Genomic DNA, 16,113 nt, shown 5'->3' with positions numbered 1-16,113 from the left:
GGACGTGGCGATGGGCGGAAGCCGCCATCACATCACGGTCACTCTCGCGATATCTTCTCGAACCGCTTCACCAGCCGCTCCCGCTTCAGCCGCGACAGCCGCTGGATCCAGAACATCCCGTCGAGTTGGTCGATCTCGTGCTGGTGACACACCGCGCGCAAGCCATCCGACTCTTCGGTCTGCATGTTGCCCGCGAGATCCTGATAGCTGATCCGCACGCGTGCATGGCGCTGCACCTCGTCGTTGACTCCAGGCATCGAGACGCTGCCCTCCCGGTGCAGGATCATCTCGGGCGAGGCCCATGTGATCTCCGGATTGACATAGGTCTGCGGGCCGTCTTTCGAGTCGAGCTCGAGCACCACCACCCGCAGGGGCACGCCGATATGCGGCGCCGTGATGCCGATGCCGGGCGCGGCGCGCATCGTGTCGAGCAAGTCCTGCGCGAGTTCGCGCAAGCCGTCGTCGAAGACGGTCACGGGGCGGGCAGGGCTCGCGAGCCGGCGGTCGGGATAGCGGATGATCGAGCGGATGGTCATGCAGGCTCCTACCACTCACGGATCATTGAAGCACCCCCTTCTTGATTGTCTACCAACTGGAAGGTAGATAGCCGACATGAGCAATACTTCATCCACGGCCGACGACATTCTCGCCTGCGCACATACGCTGATCATTGCAGGCGGCTACAACGGCTTCAGTTACGCCGACGTCGCCGAAATCGTCGGCATCCGCAAGCCGAGCATCCACCACCATTTCGCCAGCAAGGTCGATCTGGTCCGCACCCTCGTATCGCGCTATCGCGAGGAGGCCCAGGCGGGGCTGTCGGCGCTCGAACGCAACATTCCAGACCCCGGCGAGCAGCTCAAAAGCTATGTCGCGTATTGGGAAGCGTGCATCAAGGATGCGACGGCGCCCTTCTGCGTGTGTGCGCTCCTTGCCAGCGAGCTTCCGATCCTGCCCGAGGACGTGGCAGTCGAGGTCCGGGCTCATTTCCGCGCGCTGGCCTCATGGCTGACAGCGGTGTTGGAGCGCGGCAAACGGCAGGGGCGGCTTCAGCTCTCCAGCACCGCGCGGGTCGAGGCGGAAGGATTCATGGCGACCGTTCACGGCGCGATGCTGTCGGCGCGCGCCTATGGCGATCCCAAGATGTTTGGGACCATTACCCGGCCACTGCTGGACCGGCTTTCCACCAGGCACTGACGACGAGGTCGATACAGGCTGCAAAGCATCGCGGCGGCGCGGCGATTCGGCTTCACGAGCTAATCTACCAACTAGTAGGTAAGGAGCAGACAATGAGTGATCGTGAGATGGTTTTGGATACGGCCGACGATGCGCAATGGCTGAAGCACTATTATTTCCTGCGCGCGGCGTTTTCCGTTGCCTGGGTCATTGCAGCCTTTGCGATCGCGCCATCGTCTGCGGTGATCACCGCGACGTTGCTCGTCGCTTATCCGGCATGGGACGCCGCGGCCAATTATCTCGACGCGCTCTGCAGCGGCGGGTTGGCCCAAAACCGCACGCAGGTCCTGAACGTGCTGGTCAGCCTGGCCACCACCATCGCGGTCATCCTGGCCTTGCGGGTGAGCATGAATTGGGTGCTCGGAGTCTTCGGGGCCTGGGCGATCCTGTCGGGATTGCTTCAGCTCGGCACGGCCGTGCGGCGCTGGAAGCGTTTCGGCGCGCAGTGGGCCATGGTGCTCAGCGGTGGCCAGTCGGCTCTTGCGGGCGGCTTCTTCATCTTCCAGGCCTCGATGCCTGCAGTGCCGTCGATCGCGAACGTCGCGGGCTATGCTGCGGTCGGCGCGTTCTACTTCCTGGTCTCCGCGGTCTGGCTCACCGTCAGCACGTGGCGCCGCAGCGCTGCCATGTGAAGCTACGCAGGAAGCGACCGTCGGATGCCGGGCTCATCATGTTGATGTCGGAGCAGGTGATGAGGTCGTCTTGCGAGCGCGAGCCGACTTCGAGGTAGATCCTTGAGAACGCAGGAGCGGCTACTGCGCATGGGGATTTTCGAGTTTTGTTGGCACGGTCGAATTTGCCCTGCATCGGCGCTTCGCATAACAATGCTGCCAACAAGAAACATCGAGAACGGAGGAAGCACCTCATGCGCAGGACCCTGATCGCCCTGGCAACAGCCATCGCATCAGCAACGCCGGCCGCGGCCGACTATCTCGTCAAGGAGGTCGGCAGCTTCCACATCGGTGGGCGCACCGAGACGCTGAACGGGCTTGCCTCGAAGGAGATCGTGTTCTCGCCCGGCGCGCCGCCGATCAAGGTCGATCCGAACGGCGAGTTCGAGGTCGAGCAGATGTACGTCCAGTTCGTCAAGCTCGCGCAGCCGAAGTCGAAACTCCCGCTGCTGCTCTGGCACGGCGGCGGCCTCTCCGGCGTGACCTGGGAGACCAAGCCCGACGGCAAGCCGGGCTGGCAGCAGTTCTTCCTCAATGCCGGTTATGACGTCTACGTCTCGGATGCGGTCGAGCGCGGCCGCGCTTCCTGGGCGCGCTATCCTGAAATCTTCAAGAGCGAGCCGTTCTTCCGGCCCAAGAAGGAAGCGTGGGAGCTGTTCCGGATCGGACCGAGCTACGAGGTCGGCGGCAAGCGCGAGGCGTTCGAGGGCGAGCAGTTCCCGATCGAGGCGTTCGACCAGTTCGCCAAGCAGGGCATTCCACGCTGGGCCACGAACGACGCTGCCACGCAGAAAGCCTATGACGCGCTGGTGCAGAAAGTGTGCCCGTGCATCATCCTGGTGCACAGCCAGGGCGGCAATTTCGGCTTTACTGCCGCGCTCAATGCGCCCGACAAAGTCAAGGCGCTGATCGCCGTCGAACCGTCAGGCGCGCCTGATCCCGCCAAGGCCGATGCCGCAAAACTCAAGGGCGTGCCGCATCTGATCGTGTGGGGCGATTTCCTGGACAAGATCCCGGTGTGGTCGAAGCTCGTAGTCAATCCGACGAAATGGGGGCAGGCGATCGCGGCGGCCGGCGGCAAGGTCGATACGTTCGAGCTGCCCAAGATGGGGATCAAGGGCAATACCCACATGATGATGATGGACCGCAACTCCGACGACATCGCCAGGCTGGTCAACGATTGGATCGGAAAGCAGGGCCTCGCCAACTAGGGCATGTACTCACAAGCGTTGGGCTTCCGAGCCCAAACCGGAAGTCGTCCCGCCTGGACGTTAACGGCGGCCGATGACCCGAAGCCGATGCGGGCCGCTGAACAACGGCACGTTGCGAAGGGTCGAGTTGTTGTCGGCAGCATCCTATGACATCATCTAGCTACCGGGTTGTTAGGACTTCCAGATCCGCTATGCCACGCCGGAAATATCGTTGGGAACGGCTGTCGGATGATCAGTTGCTCAAGCAACGGCTCAGCAGCCTGAAGGTTGCGGTCGAAGGCACTTGGCTCGAGGATTGTGTCAGCACTCTCCACGAAGAGCTCGAAGAGCGGGGCATCCGGCTGCGGCCACATACATGGATCTCGAGCGAATGGTTTAGTCCGGCAGGTGTTCCCGGCATTGCCATCCCATTTTATCTCGCCCATCCCCGCTTGATGAAGCTCGAGAAGAAGATGATGTTCGATGTCGAGGGTGGAACTTGGGGCGAGTGCATGGCCATCCTCCGTCACGAGGCGGGCCATGCCATGCAGCACGGCTACCAATTGCAGCGCCGCCGGCGCTGGCAGCAGCTGTTCGGCCCGTCATCGAAACACTACCCGCGCTACTACCGGCCCAATCCGGCCAGCCGGCGCTATGTCCAGCATCTGCGCCTCTGGTACGCGCAGAGCCATCCCGACGAAGACTTCGCCGAAACTTTTGCAGTGTGGCTGCGGCCGCGTTCGAACTGGCGGACGCGATATGCCGGTTGGCCAGCGCTGAAGAAACTCGAATATGTCGACGAGCTGATGGGCGAGATTGCGGGAAAGCGACCGCTGATCACCACGCGAGAGCGTGTCGACCCGCTGCGCCGGCTCAGCCAAACACTCGAAGACCATTACAGGAAGAAGCAGGCGTTCTACGCCTTCACGCCGCCGAAGACCTACGACCGCGACCTCTCCAGGCTCTTTTCCGCCGACTCACGGCATAAACGTGGAAAACCGGCTTCGGTCTTGATCAGGCGACACCGCGCCCAAATCAGGCAATTGGTCGCGCGGTGGACGGGCGAGAACCAGCTCACGCTTGATGCCGTGCTTGACGACATGATCTCCCGCTGCCGCGAGCTCGATCTGCGTGCCGTCGGACCGGAGCAGAAGCTCGTCCTCGACTTCACCGTCCTCGTGACCGCCAAGACCATGCACGCGCTGTTCGGCCCATCGCGCCGCAAATGGATCGCACTATGAGACGACTTCGCATTCTGGTGCTCATGCATCCGGACTTCATGCCACCGGACTCGACCGACGGATACACCGCGCAACAGATCAACGAATGGAAAACAGAATATGATGTGGTGAGCACCTTACGGGCGGCCGGCCATGAGGTTCGCCCCCTCGGCGCGCAGGAGGAAATCAGGCCGGTGCGCGACGAGATCGAGAGCTTCAAGCCGCACGTGGCCTTCACGTTGCTGGAGGAGTTCCACTATAACGTTGCCTATGACCAGCACATCGCGAGCTATCTCGAGCTGATGAAGGTCCCGTATACGGGCTGCAACCCGCGTGGTCTGATCCTGGCGCGCGGCAAGGACCTGTCTAAGACGCTGGTGCATCATCGCCGGATCGCGGTTCCGGCCTTCGCCGTCTTCCCGATGCGCCGCAAGGTCAAGCGACCTGCACATCTCGCGCTGCCGCTGATCGTCAAGAGCCTGAACCTGGATGGATCCTTCGGCATCTCGCAGGCATCCATCGTCGATACGGACGAGAAGCTCGCAGAGCGGGTCGCGTTCATCCACGACCGGAGCGAAACCGCCGCCATCGCCGAGCAGTTTATCGAGGGGCGGGAGCTTTATGTCGGCGTGCTCGGCAATAATCGGCTGCGAGTTCTGCCCATTTGGGAGCTAAAGTTCGGCAGCATGGGCGGGCGCAGGTCACGGCATATCGCCACCGAAAAAGCCAAGCACGATACCGATTATCAGGAGCGTGTCGGGATAGTCGACGGACCGGCGACGGACCTCGCACCCGAAGTCACCGCTCGCATTCAGCGAGCCGCAAAGCGCATCTACCGGGCGCTTGGGCTCGATGGATACGCGCGCATCGATTTTCGCCTCACGGCCGATGGCACGCCGTATTTCATCGAGGCGAACCCCAATCCCGAGATCGCAAAGAGCCAAGAGTTCGCTACAGCGGCTCGGCATGACGGACTTGACTACCCGGACCTGCTGCATCGCATTCTGGCTCTCGGAATTAGCCGGGCAAAGGCGGGCGTATCCGTAGGCTGAGAGGCAACGCGAGACGGGCAGCATGTCGTTGCATCTCCCGACCCGGATGGCACGCTGCGCGGGCTCACGAGCCCACCTAGTCCGGATACGGCGTGCCGTCCTTGTGCACGAACCGGCCGTCGGATGCCGGGCTCATCATGTCGATGTCGGAGCAGGTGATGAGGTCGGCTTGTGAGCGCGAGCCGACTTCGAGATAGACGGCCGTCGTGCTCGACCTGTTGATCATGTGATGGCCGTTGCCGCTTGCCTTTGGGAAAGCCGCGCAGTCGCCTGCGCGCAACACAGTTTCGCTGTCGTCCTCAATCAGCGTCACTTCGCCTTCAAGGATGTAGACGAACTCGTCCTCGTGCGAATGCCAGTGCCGCTGGCTCGACCAGCTGCCCGGCGGCGGGCGCATCAAGTTGACGCCGAAATCCTCGAGGCCTCCGGCATTGCCGAGCCGCTGCCGGATGCGGTCGGCGCATGGGGCGCTGAAGGGCGCGGGATAGCCGGAGCCCTTGCGAGCCGGCACTGTGGCGAGGTCGATCTTTGGCATGGATGGATTTCCTGCAATTCGCGGCGCAGATGGCTGGGCGCATCGTCGGACACAGCCGCATGCCGCGGCCGCGCGTCTGGAGAGCGGACGGACCGATGGTCACGATCAGAGTGGACGAGATCAGGATCTGCGGGATGATGCCATTGGGCCGGTGTTTTTGCCCGACGCGTCAAATCGCGGTCGCAAGGCCGTAAGTCATTGATCCGGCAGGGGGCGGCTACTGTGCATGGGGTTGTTTTCGCACATTTTATCGGCAGGTCACAAAAGCGTGCGGCAAAAATGACGTTGCGCTGTCGGCCGGCGCTGTTCCCGTTCGTCTTCCACCCAGACAGATCTGACGGGAGACCAAAATGACTCAATCCCCCTACCGCTGGGTGATCGTCGCCGCCGGCGGCCTGCTTGGCTGCGTCGCGATCGGCGGCATGTTTTCGCTGCCGGTATTCTTGCAGCCGATCGCGAAGGACACCGGCTGGTCGGTGACCGGCATCTCCAGCGCGATGACGATCGGCTTTCTGGCCATGGCCTTCACCAGCATGGCTTGGGGCACGCTCACGGACAGATTCGGGCCGCGGCCGGTGGTGCTGACGGGATCGACCGTGCTGGCGCTGAGCCTGTTCGCCGCGAGCCATGCGGCCTCGCTGATCGTGTTCCAGTTCGTGTTCGGCCTCCTGGTCGGGGCGGCCTGCGCGGCGATCTTCGCGCCGATGATGGCGACCGTGACCGGCTGGTTCGAGACCCAACGCAGCCTCGCCGTGTCGCTGGTCTCGGCCGGCATGGGCATGGCGCCGATGACGATGGCACCGTTCGCGGCCTGGCTCGTCTCCGGCCACGATTGGCGTACCTCCATGCAGATCGTCGCGCTGGTGGTCGGCGCCATCATGATCCCGGTCTCGTTCCTGGTGCGCCGTCCGCCGGCGCTCGCGCATGCTGCCGCTGCACCAAAGGGCGAGGGCGCAGCGCAGGGCGAGTTGTCGATGGGCGAGGCGCTGCGCTCGCCGCAATTCTTGATCCTGCTCGCCACCAACTTCTTCTGCTGCGCCACTCATTCCGGTCCCATCATCCACACCGTCAGCTATGCGGTGAGCTGCGGCATTCCGCTGGTCGCGGCGGTGACGATCTACAGCATCGAGGGTTTTGCCGGCCTCGGCGGGCGCATCGCCTTCGGCGTGCTCGGCGACCGCTTCGGTGCCAAGCGCGTACTGGTCACGGGTCTCCTGCTCCAGGCATTCGGCGCACTCGCCTATGTCTTCGCGCATCAGCTCGCCACGTTCTACGCGGTCGGCGCCGTCTTCGGCTTCATCTATGCCGGCACCATGCCGCTCTATGCCGTTCTCATTCGCGAGAACTTTCCGCTCAAGATGATGGGCACGGTGATCGGCGGCTCCGCGATGGCCGGCAGCCTCGGCATGGCGACCGGCCCGCTCGCAGGCGGCCTGATCTACGACGCGTTCTCGAGTTATGCCTGGCTCTATATCGCCTCCTGGGCGATGGGCCTCGGCGCCTTCCTGATGGCAATGACGTTCCGCCCCTTCGCAAAGCCGCAAGGCGAGGCGGCACCGGTGCCGGCATGAGTTCCAGATCGAGGCGCAGCGTCAGAGCTGCGCCTCGATCGCCGTCTTGTCGATCAGCGACCAGACCTGCCGGATCCGTCCATCGTGGAACGCATAGAAGACGTGCTCGCAAAAGGACACGCGCTTGCCGTTCACGTCGAAGCCCAGGAATTTTCCGGCCGGCGTGCAGTCGAATGTCAGCCGGCAGGCGATGGTGGGCGGATCTGAGGTGAGCAGCGCGATCTTGAAGCGCAGATCCGGAATCTCGCGGAAATCCTGCTCCAGCATCGCGCGATAGCCGGACAGCCCGAGCGGCCGGCCGTTGTGGACGACTTCGTCATGCACGAACCGGCCGAGGGCCGGCCAGTCCTGCCGGTTCAGGCAGGCGATGTAGCTGCGATAGGTCTCGGCGAGATCGGCGCTGTTCATCGGGAAGCTCCCATGCTGCAAGCACAACGCAGCAGAGGCGAATTCGCCTCGCGGCGTCACAGTTGCTTTTCGAAGAACAGGTCGGGGTAGGGATCGTCGTTGAAGCGCGGGATCTCACGCCAGCCGGTGCTGCGGTAGAGCTGGCCGGCCTCGGGCAGCGCGCTGTTGGTGTCGAGCCGCAGCAGCGTGATGCCGAGTTCGCGCGCAGCGTCCTCGGTCGCATCCATCAGGCGGCGGCCGAGCCGCAACCCGCGCGCGGCGGGCGCCACCCACAGACGCTTGATCTCGGCATAGCCGTGATCGGTGCCCTTCAATCCGACGCAGCCGATCGGCAGCGTGTCCGAGATCGCAACGATGAAGGTGCCGCGCGGCCGGCGCATGTCCTTGGCATCGGGATCGCGCGAGCGCGAGACATCAAACCCCTGCTTGAAGCGGCGCCCGAGCTCGGCATAGTACTCGCCGAGGCAATGGCGGGCCTCCGCGCTTTGCGGGTCCATCTCGTCCAGCGTGACTCGCTCGCGCGTCAGCGCGGAGGCGATCAGGTCCATCGCCGCCAGCAGCGCCTCGGCTTGCGAGTGTTGCGCCAGGATGCCGTCGGCCTGCGCGTTCGACAGCGCCTCATAGGCCGCGAACTCGCGCCGGCCCGCGCGCGTGAGCTTTGCCATCCGCCGGCGCGCATCGTCCTCACGCGCGTTGGTCTCGATCAGCCCTTCGTCCTCGAGGCTGCGGAGCAGCCGGCTCATCAGCCCGGAGTCGAGGCCGAGATAGTCGCGGATCTCCGCCACGTCCGAGCGTCCGTGCCCGATCGCGTTGAGCACCCGCGCCGCGCCGAGCGGCCGGCCACGGCCCAGAAACGAGGTATCGAGCGCACCGACGGCAGAGGTGACGGCGCGGTTGAAGCGGCGGACGCGGGAGACGGGGTCGAGCATAATGTCTGACTTTAGTCAGATATACCTAGCTGTCAACGCGAACTGCCCTCGGCGTCGATTTGGAATGCCCTAGAAATGATGTACGCCGAGCGCAGAGAACGCGCCGTCGTGGATATCGTGGCTGTCGCTCGGCTGGCCAAGAAAGCCGAGATGCATCGTCAGCGGTGGCAGCGCCGCCATCGGCACCGCGCCGGCGGTATCGAGTCCGCTGATATCGGCATGGTGCGTCGTGGCGCTGTCATGGTGCGAGGCCGGCGGCGTGCTCACGATATCCGTGACCAGCGCGTTGACCAGGTCGGGGGTGGACGCGTCATGTGTGTCGCCACCGACGGAATGCAGCAAGCCGCCGACGAGGCCGGTGACACTGTCGGTGAGCTGGCCAATCGTTCCGGTTACGGCCGACGTCAACTGGGTCACTGTCGTGCTCAGACTGTCCAGCGTGTGCGACACCGCCGCCAGCGAGGTGTCGACAAGGTTCGTGATCGTGCTGCCGAGCTCGTGCAGGGACGACGCCGGATCGATGGAGACGGAGGTCGCGACATCGGCGTGAGTGGAGCTGGTGCTGATACCTTCAGGATGATCGGACGCGACGGGAGCAATGGGAGTCGCGGCGTGACTGTCAGCGGGAGCCGTCGCGCTGACCGGGACGTCCCGGGTGGCGGCGACATCGACGCCCCCATCGGCATGCGACACGGCGGCAGCCGCGACGTCGGCATGAAGCGCTGTTGACGTTTCGTCCGTCGGAGGTGCGCTCGCGTCGGCATGCTGATCGCCAGAGATCGGTTGGCGGTCGCCCGGCGTCGTCTCAGCCGGCGTCGGATCGCCAAGGTGCGCGGGGGCGGACGGCAGATCCACCGGTTGAGCATCGCTGCTGCCATGATGTCCGGCGGCCTCGGCCTCCTTCAGGAAGGCGACCAGAGCGGTCATGAATGCGACCGTCTCTTCCGTCGTGATGTTGCGGGCAATCTCGGCCTTTTCGGCGCGGCGGTTGTTCTGCTCGGATGCAGCCATTGTTCCTCGTCAGCGTTCGCGGAAGGCGCGGGTCAGCTCGTCGCGCAGCGGCCCGAACAGATATTCGAACAGCGTGCGCGGCCGCGTCGGCACGATCACCTCGGCCGGCATGCCCGATTGCAATTCGATGCGCGACTTCTTGACGTCCTCCGGCTCCAGCGAGACTTCGACGGCGTAATAGCCGGGGCCGCCGGCCTTGTCGTTGGTGACGCGGTCGGCAGAGACCGTTCGCACGGTGCCGTAGAGGCGGGGCCGCTCGACATAGTTGACGCCGGTCAACCGGATTTCGGCGCGGCGGCCGACCGTGACGTCGTTGATGTCGGACAGCTTGAGTTGCGCATCCGCGATCAGCGGATTGTCCGATGGCACGATGTCCATGAGCTTTGCGCCGGGCTGGATCACGCCGCCTTCGGTGAACACGTCAAGCCCGACCACGGATCCGGTCGCCGGTGCGCGGATTTGCGTACGGGTGACGACGTCGGTCGCGGCGTCGATCTTCGGGGCGAGCTCGGCCAGCTTGTTTTCGGTCGAGCGGAGCTGATCGGTGATCTCGCTCATCCGGGCACGCTCGGCCTTGGCGATCTCGGCCTCGTTCTGCGCGATCTGCTGCTGCATGCCGGCGATACTGGCGCGCTGCGCGCCGATGTCGGCCTGGAGCTTGGCGTCCTCGCGCTGCAAGGCCAGGATTCGCGTCTTCGGCGTGTAGCCCTGCTCATACAGATGCTGCGCGCCGGTCATCTCGTCGGAGAGCAATTCGCGTTGCTTCTCGGTGCCGGTGAGCTGCGCCTGGGTGCCGTCGATCTGCGCGTTCAGCTCGGCGATCTTGCGCCGGAGCACGGCGGTCTCCGCTTCGAACTGGTGCTTTCGCGCGGCCATCATCGCAATCTCGTTCGCCATCGCTTGTCGCAGCGCGGGCCTCGCATCCCTCGGATCGACGCCGAACTCCGGCGCGGCCTGGCCGTCGCGCTCGGCCATCAGCCGCGCTTGCGCCGCGCGCGAGGCGTCGCGGTCGGCGACCAGCACGTCCAGCTTGGCGCGGGGATCACTGTCGTCGAGAACGAGCAGTGGCTGCCCCTTTTCGACGTGAGCGCCGTCGCGGACCAGAAGCTGGCGGATCACGCCGCCATAGGGATGCTGCACGCTCTGGCGTCGTCCCTCCACCTGGAGATTGCCGCTGGCGATCGCCGCGCCCGAGATCGGGGCGAGTGTGCCCCACAACATCATGGCGGAAGCGAATGCGCCGACCACGATCGCGCCGACCAAGGCGGGCCGTCCCGGCCGCGCGTAATAGGCGCGCTCGCGGTCGGCAATATAGGTTGCACCGAGCGTGCTCATGATGCGGCCGTCCGTGCGGCAGCCTCCTGCTGCAAGGCCTGATAGACCTCGCCGGGCGGGCCGAGCATGTCGAGCATGCCGCTTCGCAGCACCATCATGACGTCGACGATGTCGAGGATCGTGGTGCGGTGAGTGATGACGATGACGGCTGCGCCGTCCGCCTTGGCGCTGAGCAGCGCGGCCTTCAGCGCCTCTTCGCCGGGCCCATCGAGATTGGCGTTGGGCTCGTCCAGCACCAGCAGCGGCGGGCGGCCGAGCAGGGCGCGCGCGAGGCCGAGCCGCTGCCGCTGGCCGCCGGAGAGACCGACGCCGCCGACACCGAGCCGCGTGTCGTACTGCCGGGGCAGGTCGAGCACCATGTCGTGGATGCCGGCGCGAACGGCAGCGTCGATGATCTCGTCGGTCGAGGCATCGCCGAAGCGCGCGATGTTCTCGCGTACGGTGCCGGCGAACAGGCCGACATCCTGCGGCAAATAGCCGACATGGCGGCCGAACTCGACGGGATCCCAGTGATTGTAGTCGAGCCCGCCGAAGCGCAGCCGCCCGGCAGCGGGTGCCATCGCGCCGACCAGGAGGCGCGCCAATGTGCTCTTTCCCGAGCCGCTCGGCCCGACGATGCCGAGCGCCTTCCCGCCGGCGAGCTCGAAGGACAGGCCTTTCAGCACCGGTTCGGGCCGTGACGGCAATTCGCAGACCAGCTCGCGCACATCGACCGTGTTGCGCTGCCTCGGCACGATGGTCTGGGGGGTGGAGAGGTCGATGGTGGCGAGCAGGTCGCGCACCTGCGTGTAGGCGTCGCGCGCGCCGATGAACTGCTTCCAGGTGCCGACCGCCTGCTCGACCGGGACCAGCGCACGGCCCATGACGATGCTGGCGGCGAAAATCGTCGCGGGCGTGATGGCATGATCGATGGCGAGCCAGGCGCCGGCACCGAGCATGAGGGATTGCAGCAGCAGGCGGAAGAACCGGATCGACGAGGTCATCACCGCATTCTTGTCGCTGGCGACCGCCTGCTGCACCAGCATCGCGGAGCGCTGGCTCTGCCAGTTGCGTTCGACCGCCGGCTGCATGCCCATGGCGCGGATCACGTCGGCGTGGCGCAGCACGTTCTCGGTGAAGACGTAGGACTGGTTGCCGGACGCCTCGGCCTGCTTCATCGGATTGCGGGTCAGGACCTCGTTCACGCCTGCGAGCCCCAGCAGCAACAGCGCGCCGATGGTGGCGACGAGGCCGAGCAGAGGATGGATGAAGAACAGCAGCAGCAGATAGATCGGAATCCAGGGCAGGTCGAACGCAAAATAAATGCCGGAGCCCGTCACGAAGGTGCGGAACTGGTCGAGATCGCGCAGCTGCTGGGCGCCACGCGAGGCGCCGCGCTCGGCCGATCGTACCACCAGCGCCTCGAACACGCGCGTCGACAGCTCCATGTCGAGCCGTATGCCGCAGCGGATCAGGATCCAGGCGCGGACGGCGTCGAGGCCTGCCATGGTCAGAAGCGCGATGGCGAGGATGAGGGTGAGCAGAACGAGCGTGGAGATGTTTTCGTTGAGCAGGACGCGGTTATACACCTGCATCAGATAGAGCGGTGAAGAGAGGTAGAGCAGGTTGATCGCGCTCGAGAACAATCCGGCCCAGAGAAAGTGCGGCCAGAGCTTCTTCAGCGCCTCGCGCACGTCGTCGCCGCGACGATAGGGCTGCTCCGCCGCCTCGTCTGCGACCTTCAAGAGCGCTGCCGCCATCTGAATGTCCTTAAGGTGTCAAAAGAGCCTGCGCCGGGACGCTGGCGGCTATGCATGGCGTGACGTGGGGCCGAGGCCCCACGTCACTATCGGTCATTGGGGAATTGCTACTCAGACCAGACCGTGGAGGAGGCCACCGACATCGAGATGGCCGACGTCCGCACTAAGGCCGACCGCGGTCGGCGCGGAGATCGATGCGTCGATGCCGCCGGTTCCCGCAAGCCCCGGCGCGGAGACGTCGATGCTGGGGTTGGTCTCGATCAGCGCTCCCACATCGAGCGTGTGGGACAGATCGACCGAGCCGCTGGCGCCGGCCGTTGCACTTCCACCTGCATCGGCGACGCCTGACAGCGCACCCGTTGCTGTTCCAAGCAGGCCATCGACCGTGCCGAGCAGGTTTCCGAGAAGAGCCATGTGAACTCCTTTGAGGTTGGCAGTTGAGATCGCGACAGAAGAGTCGCTGACCATGAATCCTCCACGCCGCCAAAGGTTGCGGACTCATATGCGGCCATTTGGTGCTGATTTGTTGGGCGAGGAACTTCGGCCCGGGAAGGGCAGCGCGCCTGAGCTCGCAGAAGAGATTCGCGACGCGGATGGAGCGAAGGGAAATCGGAAAACCTCGGACTGCGCTGCGCGCCGTAACGGTCTCGTGCCCCCGACGCTGCGCAGCACGAAGTGATGCGCTGCAGAGCCGGGGCCCATGCATCAGCGAGTGCGCGGCCTGCTGGGTCCCGGCTCTGCGCTGCAACGCCAAGAGCGTTGCAGCGCGTCCGGGACACGAGAGGGAGGTATGCCGCCACTCGACACTCCGTCATTGCGAGCGCAGCGAAGCAATCCAGAAATCTATCCGCCGAAAAAGTCTGGAATGCTTCGCTCCGTTCGCAATGACGATGTTGAAGCGGTCGCGCGCCGCTTTGTGAGTTGTGTCCGCGCCGCGAGCCGCTACCATAGGCCCTTCCTGTGACACGCAGGAGTCAGCACAGCAAGCGGGGACAACATGAGCGGGCAGGAACGCAAGGTGAAGGGATCGGACCTGTTTGTCGCGGCGCTGGAGAACGAGGGCGTCGACCGCATCTTCGGTGTACCCGGTGAGGAGAATCTCGATCTGGTCGAATCGCTCCGCACCTCCAGGATCGAGCTGGTCCTGACCCGCCACGAGCAGGCCGCCGCCTTCATGGCCGCCACGCATGGGCGCTTGACCGGCAAGCCCGGCGTATGTCTGTCGACGCTTGGACCTGGCGCACTCAATCTGTCCACCGGCGCGGCCTATGCGCATCTCGGCGCGATGCCGATGATCCTGATCACGGGCCAGAAGCCGATCATGAGCAGCCGGCAGGCGCGTTTTCAGATCGTCGACGTGGTCGCGACCATGAAGCCGCTGACGAAATTGTCGCGGCAGATCGTCAGCGCCTCCAGCATCCCGACCGTGGTGCGCGACGCCTTTCGCGTCGCGATGGAAGAGCGGCCGGGGCCGGTGCATCTCGAATTGCCCGAAGATATCGCCGGCGATGAAGTGCCCGCCGCCCCGGTCATTCCGGTCCATCCGATCGAAATTCCGGTCGCCCATCGCGCCGCGCTTGACCGCGCCGCCGAGATGATCCTGGCCGCAAAACGCCCATTGGTGATGATGGGCGCTGCGACCAGCCGGCCGCGGTCGACGCATGGAATCGCAAGCTTCGTGCGGCGGACCGGCATTCCCTTCTTCACCACGCAGATGGGCAAGGGCACCGTGCCCGGCGGCACCAATCTCTATATGGGGACTGCCGCGCTGTCCGAACGCGACTACGTCCATGACGCGATCGATGCCGCCGACCTGATCGTCGCGATCGGCCACGACCCCGTCGAGAAGCCGCCTTTCATCATGGGGCCGGCGGGGCCGAAGGTGATTCACGTGAGCTACACGCCGGCGAGCGTCGAGCTGGTCTATTTTCCCGACGCCGAGGTCGTCGGCGACGTCGGCCCGAGCCTGGAGCTGCTCGCCGACCGGCTCGAAGGCAAGCTGCCGCAGGCGGCGGCGCTCTTGCCGTTGCGCGAAGAGATCCTCAGTCACATCGGCGATCGCGCCACCGAGGCGCGCTGGCCGCCGACGCCGCAGCGGATCGTGCACGAGATCCGCCAAGTGATCCCGGAGAACGGCATCGTCGCGCTCGACAACGGCATGTACAAGATCTGGTTCGCGCGGAATTACCGCACCCGTGTCGCCAACACGCTGCTGCTCGACAACGCGCTGGCGACGATGGGTGCCGGCCTGCCGTCGGCGATGATGGCCGCGATGCTCCATCCGGACCGCCGCGTGCTCGCGGTCGCCGGCGACGGCGGCTTCATGATGAACAGCCAGGAGATGGAGACCGCCGTTCGCCTCAAGCTCAATCTCGTCGTGCTGGTGCTCGAGGACAACGCCTATGGCATGATCCGCTGGAAGCAGGCGGTCGATCATTTTGCCGATTACGGCATGACCTTTGGAAATCCGGACTTTGTCGTCTATGCGAAGGCCTACGGCGCCAAGGGGCATCGTATCGCGAGCATCGACAGCTTCGGCCCGACGCTGGAGGCGGCCTTCAAGGAGGGCGGCGTGCACCTGGTCTCGATCCCAATCGATTATTCGGAGAACGTGCGCGTGCTGGTCGACGAGCTGCGGGCGCATGAGAAATCGAAGGCGTGAGTCGATGCTCTCACCACACTCGTCATTGCGAGCGCAGCGAAGCAATCCAGAATCTTTCCGCGGCCACAGTCTGGATTGCCTCGCTGCGCTCGCAATGACGGAGCTTTCGGCTGAGACCTCCTACCAACGTGAGGATCTCACTTGTGTCGCGATCTCCGATCGCCGACACTCTCAATCACCAAACCAATGACAGGAATCAGGAAATGACTCGCGTTCGTTGTGTCACCGAGATGGGCATGGGCGTCGACGTCCACGGCAGGGACGCCACCAAGGCGGCGAAGCGGGCGGTGTCGGACGCGATCAGGCATTCGAGCCTCGGATTTTTCCGGATGATCGGCAAGACCGCGAACGACATGTACGTCGACGTCACGATCGGCGTGCCGAATCCGGAAGCCGTCGACAAGGAAGCGGTCGCCAAGGAGCTGCCTTACGGCACGGTGACCGTCAACGCAGTCAAGGGCGGGCTGGAGATTCCCTCGGCCACGGAAGTGGCCAACGACCCCATTCTCATCGCCAATGCGGCGGTGATCGTCAGCTTCGACAAGGACTAGGCC

The 16,113-nt window shown here is 64.7% G+C and carries 16 protein-coding genes; 8 read left to right on the top strand and 8 right to left on the bottom strand.

Features of this window, described 5'->3' with window-relative positions:
* Positions 1–38: 38 nt before the first annotated feature.
* Positions 39–536, bottom strand: coding sequence for a peptide deformylase (locus tag AAE027_RS17760; protein WP_370986857.1), 498 nt, complete (start codon positions 534–536; stop codon positions 39–41).
* 76 nt (positions 537–612) lie between these two features.
* On the opposite strand from AAE027_RS17760, the gene AAE027_RS17755 reads away from it, so the two are divergent.
* The 5 genes from AAE027_RS17755 (at position 613) to AAE027_RS17735 (ending at position 5,369) form a co-directional block, all read left to right on the top strand.
* Positions 613–1,197, top strand: a complete 585-nt coding sequence (locus AAE027_RS17755) for a TetR/AcrR family transcriptional regulator (RefSeq protein ID WP_370986858.1) — start codon at positions 613–615, stop codon at positions 1,195–1,197.
* Positions 1,198–1,289: 92 nt separating this feature from the next.
* Positions 1,290–1,868: a DUF308 domain-containing protein gene (locus AAE027_RS17750; protein ID WP_370986859.1), complete on the top strand. Its 579-nt coding sequence runs from the start codon at positions 1,290–1,292 to the stop codon at positions 1,866–1,868.
* Between the two features lie 233 nt (positions 1,869–2,101).
* Entirely contained in the window at positions 2,102–3,118 is a 1,017-nt protein-coding gene (locus AAE027_RS17745) for an alpha/beta hydrolase (protein ID WP_370986860.1), read from the top strand.
* Positions 3,119–3,309: 191 nt separating this feature from the next.
* Positions 3,310–4,338: a putative zinc-binding metallopeptidase gene (locus AAE027_RS17740; protein WP_370986861.1), complete on the top strand. Its 1,029-nt coding sequence runs from the start codon at positions 3,310–3,312 to the stop codon at positions 4,336–4,338.
* The gene (locus tag AAE027_RS17735; RefSeq protein WP_176945956.1) at positions 4,335–5,369 is read left to right on the top strand and encodes a D-alanine--D-alanine ligase family protein; all 1,035 of its coding nucleotides are present in this window, start codon (positions 4,335–4,337) and stop codon (positions 5,367–5,369) included. Before AAE027_RS17740 ends, AAE027_RS17735 begins: the two co-directional genes overlap by 4 nt.
* Before the next feature lie 76 nt (positions 5,370–5,445).
* Here AAE027_RS17735 and AAE027_RS17730 read toward each other — a convergent pair whose 3' ends face one another.
* Positions 5,446–5,904, bottom strand: a complete 459-nt coding sequence (locus tag AAE027_RS17730) for a cupin domain-containing protein (RefSeq protein WP_370986862.1) — start codon at positions 5,902–5,904, stop codon at positions 5,446–5,448.
* 350 nt (positions 5,905–6,254) lie between these two features.
* Here AAE027_RS17730 and AAE027_RS17725 point away from each other — a divergent pair, with 350 nt between their 5' ends.
* Positions 6,255–7,475, top strand: coding sequence for an MFS transporter (locus tag AAE027_RS17725; protein WP_370986863.1), 1,221 nt, complete (start codon positions 6,255–6,257; stop codon positions 7,473–7,475).
* Positions 7,476–7,496: 21 nt separating this feature from the next.
* Here AAE027_RS17725 and AAE027_RS17720 read toward each other — a convergent pair whose 3' ends face one another.
* The 6 genes from AAE027_RS17720 to AAE027_RS17695 all read right to left on the bottom strand — a co-directional run bounded on the left by AAE027_RS17720 (position 7,497) and on the right by AAE027_RS17695 (position 13,311).
* Positions 7,497–7,883: an ester cyclase gene (locus AAE027_RS17720; RefSeq protein WP_370986864.1), complete on the bottom strand. Its 387-nt coding sequence runs from the start codon at positions 7,881–7,883 to the stop codon at positions 7,497–7,499.
* 56 nt (positions 7,884–7,939) lie between these two features.
* Positions 7,940–8,812, bottom strand: coding sequence for a bifunctional helix-turn-helix transcriptional regulator/GNAT family N-acetyltransferase (locus tag AAE027_RS17715; protein WP_091894945.1), 873 nt, complete (start codon positions 8,810–8,812; stop codon positions 7,940–7,942).
* Between the two features lie 69 nt (positions 8,813–8,881).
* A complete protein-coding gene (locus tag AAE027_RS17710; RefSeq protein WP_370986865.1) occupies positions 8,882–9,823 on the bottom strand; it encodes a hypothetical protein in 942 nt (313 codons plus the stop codon).
* Between the two features lie 9 nt (positions 9,824–9,832).
* The gene (locus AAE027_RS17705) at positions 9,833–11,158 is read right to left on the bottom strand and encodes an HlyD family type I secretion periplasmic adaptor subunit (RefSeq protein WP_370986866.1); all 1,326 of its coding nucleotides are present in this window, start codon (positions 11,156–11,158) and stop codon (positions 9,833–9,835) included.
* Positions 11,155–12,897 (bottom strand): type I secretion system permease/ATPase, encoded by a 1,743-nt coding sequence (locus AAE027_RS17700; RefSeq protein WP_370986867.1) that lies wholly within the window; start codon positions 12,895–12,897, stop codon positions 11,155–11,157. Before AAE027_RS17700 ends, AAE027_RS17705 begins: the two co-directional genes overlap by 4 nt.
* Before the next feature lie 111 nt (positions 12,898–13,008).
* A complete protein-coding gene (locus AAE027_RS17695; RefSeq protein WP_091894953.1) occupies positions 13,009–13,311 on the bottom strand; it encodes a hypothetical protein in 303 nt (100 codons plus the stop codon).
* Between the two features lie 583 nt (positions 13,312–13,894).
* Here AAE027_RS17695 and AAE027_RS17690 point away from each other — a divergent pair.
* Positions 13,895–15,559 (top strand): acetolactate synthase large subunit, encoded by a 1,665-nt coding sequence (locus AAE027_RS17690; protein WP_370986868.1) that lies wholly within the window; start codon positions 13,895–13,897, stop codon positions 15,557–15,559.
* A gap of 203 nt (positions 15,560–15,762) precedes the next feature.
* Positions 15,763–16,110 carry a Lin0512 family protein gene (locus tag AAE027_RS17685; RefSeq protein WP_370986869.1) on the top strand — a complete coding sequence of 116 codons (348 nt, stop codon included), beginning with the start codon at positions 15,763–15,765 and terminating at the stop codon, positions 16,108–16,110.
* The last annotated feature ends 3 nt before the right edge of the window (positions 16,111–16,113 follow it).

Source organism: Bradyrhizobium sp. DN3, assembly GCF_041357655.1.
Classification (GTDB): Bacteria; Pseudomonadota; Alphaproteobacteria; order Rhizobiales; family Xanthobacteraceae; genus Bradyrhizobium.
The sequence above is the reverse complement of the archived record's forward strand: the minus strand, read 5'-3'. Positions and strand labels throughout refer to the sequence as shown.

What these genes read in the sequence shown, in the direction of transcription:
- AAE027_RS17760 (WP_370986857.1), bottom strand. Translation starts at nt 536, where the DNA reads ATGACCATCCGCTCGATCATCCGCTATCCCGACCGCCGGCTCGCGAGC.
- AAE027_RS17685 (WP_370986869.1), top strand. Translation starts at nt 15,763, where the DNA reads ATGACTCGCGTTCGTTGTGTCACCGAGATGGGCATGGGCGTCGACGTC.
- AAE027_RS17735 (WP_176945956.1), top strand. Translation starts at nt 4,335, where the DNA reads ATGAGACGACTTCGCATTCTGGTGCTCATGCATCCGGACTTCATGCCA.
- AAE027_RS17755 (WP_370986858.1), top strand. Translation starts at nt 613, where the DNA reads ATGAGCAATACTTCATCCACGGCCGACGACATTCTCGCCTGCGCACAT.
- AAE027_RS17725 (WP_370986863.1), top strand. Translation starts at nt 6,255, where the DNA reads ATGACTCAATCCCCCTACCGCTGGGTGATCGTCGCCGCCGGCGGCCTG.
- AAE027_RS17695 (WP_091894953.1), bottom strand. Translation starts at nt 13,311, where the DNA reads ATGGCTCTTCTCGGAAACCTGCTCGGCACGGTCGATGGCCTGCTTGGA.
- AAE027_RS17730 (WP_370986862.1), bottom strand. Translation starts at nt 5,904, where the DNA reads ATGCCAAAGATCGACCTCGCCACAGTGCCGGCTCGCAAGGGCTCCGGC.
- AAE027_RS17740 (WP_370986861.1), top strand. Translation starts at nt 3,310, where the DNA reads ATGCCACGCCGGAAATATCGTTGGGAACGGCTGTCGGATGATCAGTTG.
- AAE027_RS17745 (WP_370986860.1), top strand. Translation starts at nt 2,102, where the DNA reads ATGCGCAGGACCCTGATCGCCCTGGCAACAGCCATCGCATCAGCAACG.
- AAE027_RS17720 (WP_370986864.1), bottom strand. Translation starts at nt 7,883, where the DNA reads ATGAACAGCGCCGATCTCGCCGAGACCTATCGCAGCTACATCGCCTGC.
- AAE027_RS17700 (WP_370986867.1), bottom strand. Translation starts at nt 12,897, where the DNA reads ATGGCGGCAGCGCTCTTGAAGGTCGCAGACGAGGCGGCGGAGCAGCCC.
- AAE027_RS17705 (WP_370986866.1), bottom strand. Translation starts at nt 11,158, where the DNA reads ATGAGCACGCTCGGTGCAACCTATATTGCCGACCGCGAGCGCGCCTAT.
- AAE027_RS17715 (WP_091894945.1), bottom strand. Translation starts at nt 8,812, where the DNA reads ATGCTCGACCCCGTCTCCCGCGTCCGCCGCTTCAACCGCGCCGTCACC.
- AAE027_RS17710 (WP_370986865.1), bottom strand. Translation starts at nt 9,823, where the DNA reads ATGGCTGCATCCGAGCAGAACAACCGCCGCGCCGAAAAGGCCGAGATT.
- AAE027_RS17690 (WP_370986868.1), top strand. Translation starts at nt 13,895, where the DNA reads ATGAGCGGGCAGGAACGCAAGGTGAAGGGATCGGACCTGTTTGTCGCG.
- AAE027_RS17750 (WP_370986859.1), top strand. Translation starts at nt 1,290, where the DNA reads ATGAGTGATCGTGAGATGGTTTTGGATACGGCCGACGATGCGCAATGG.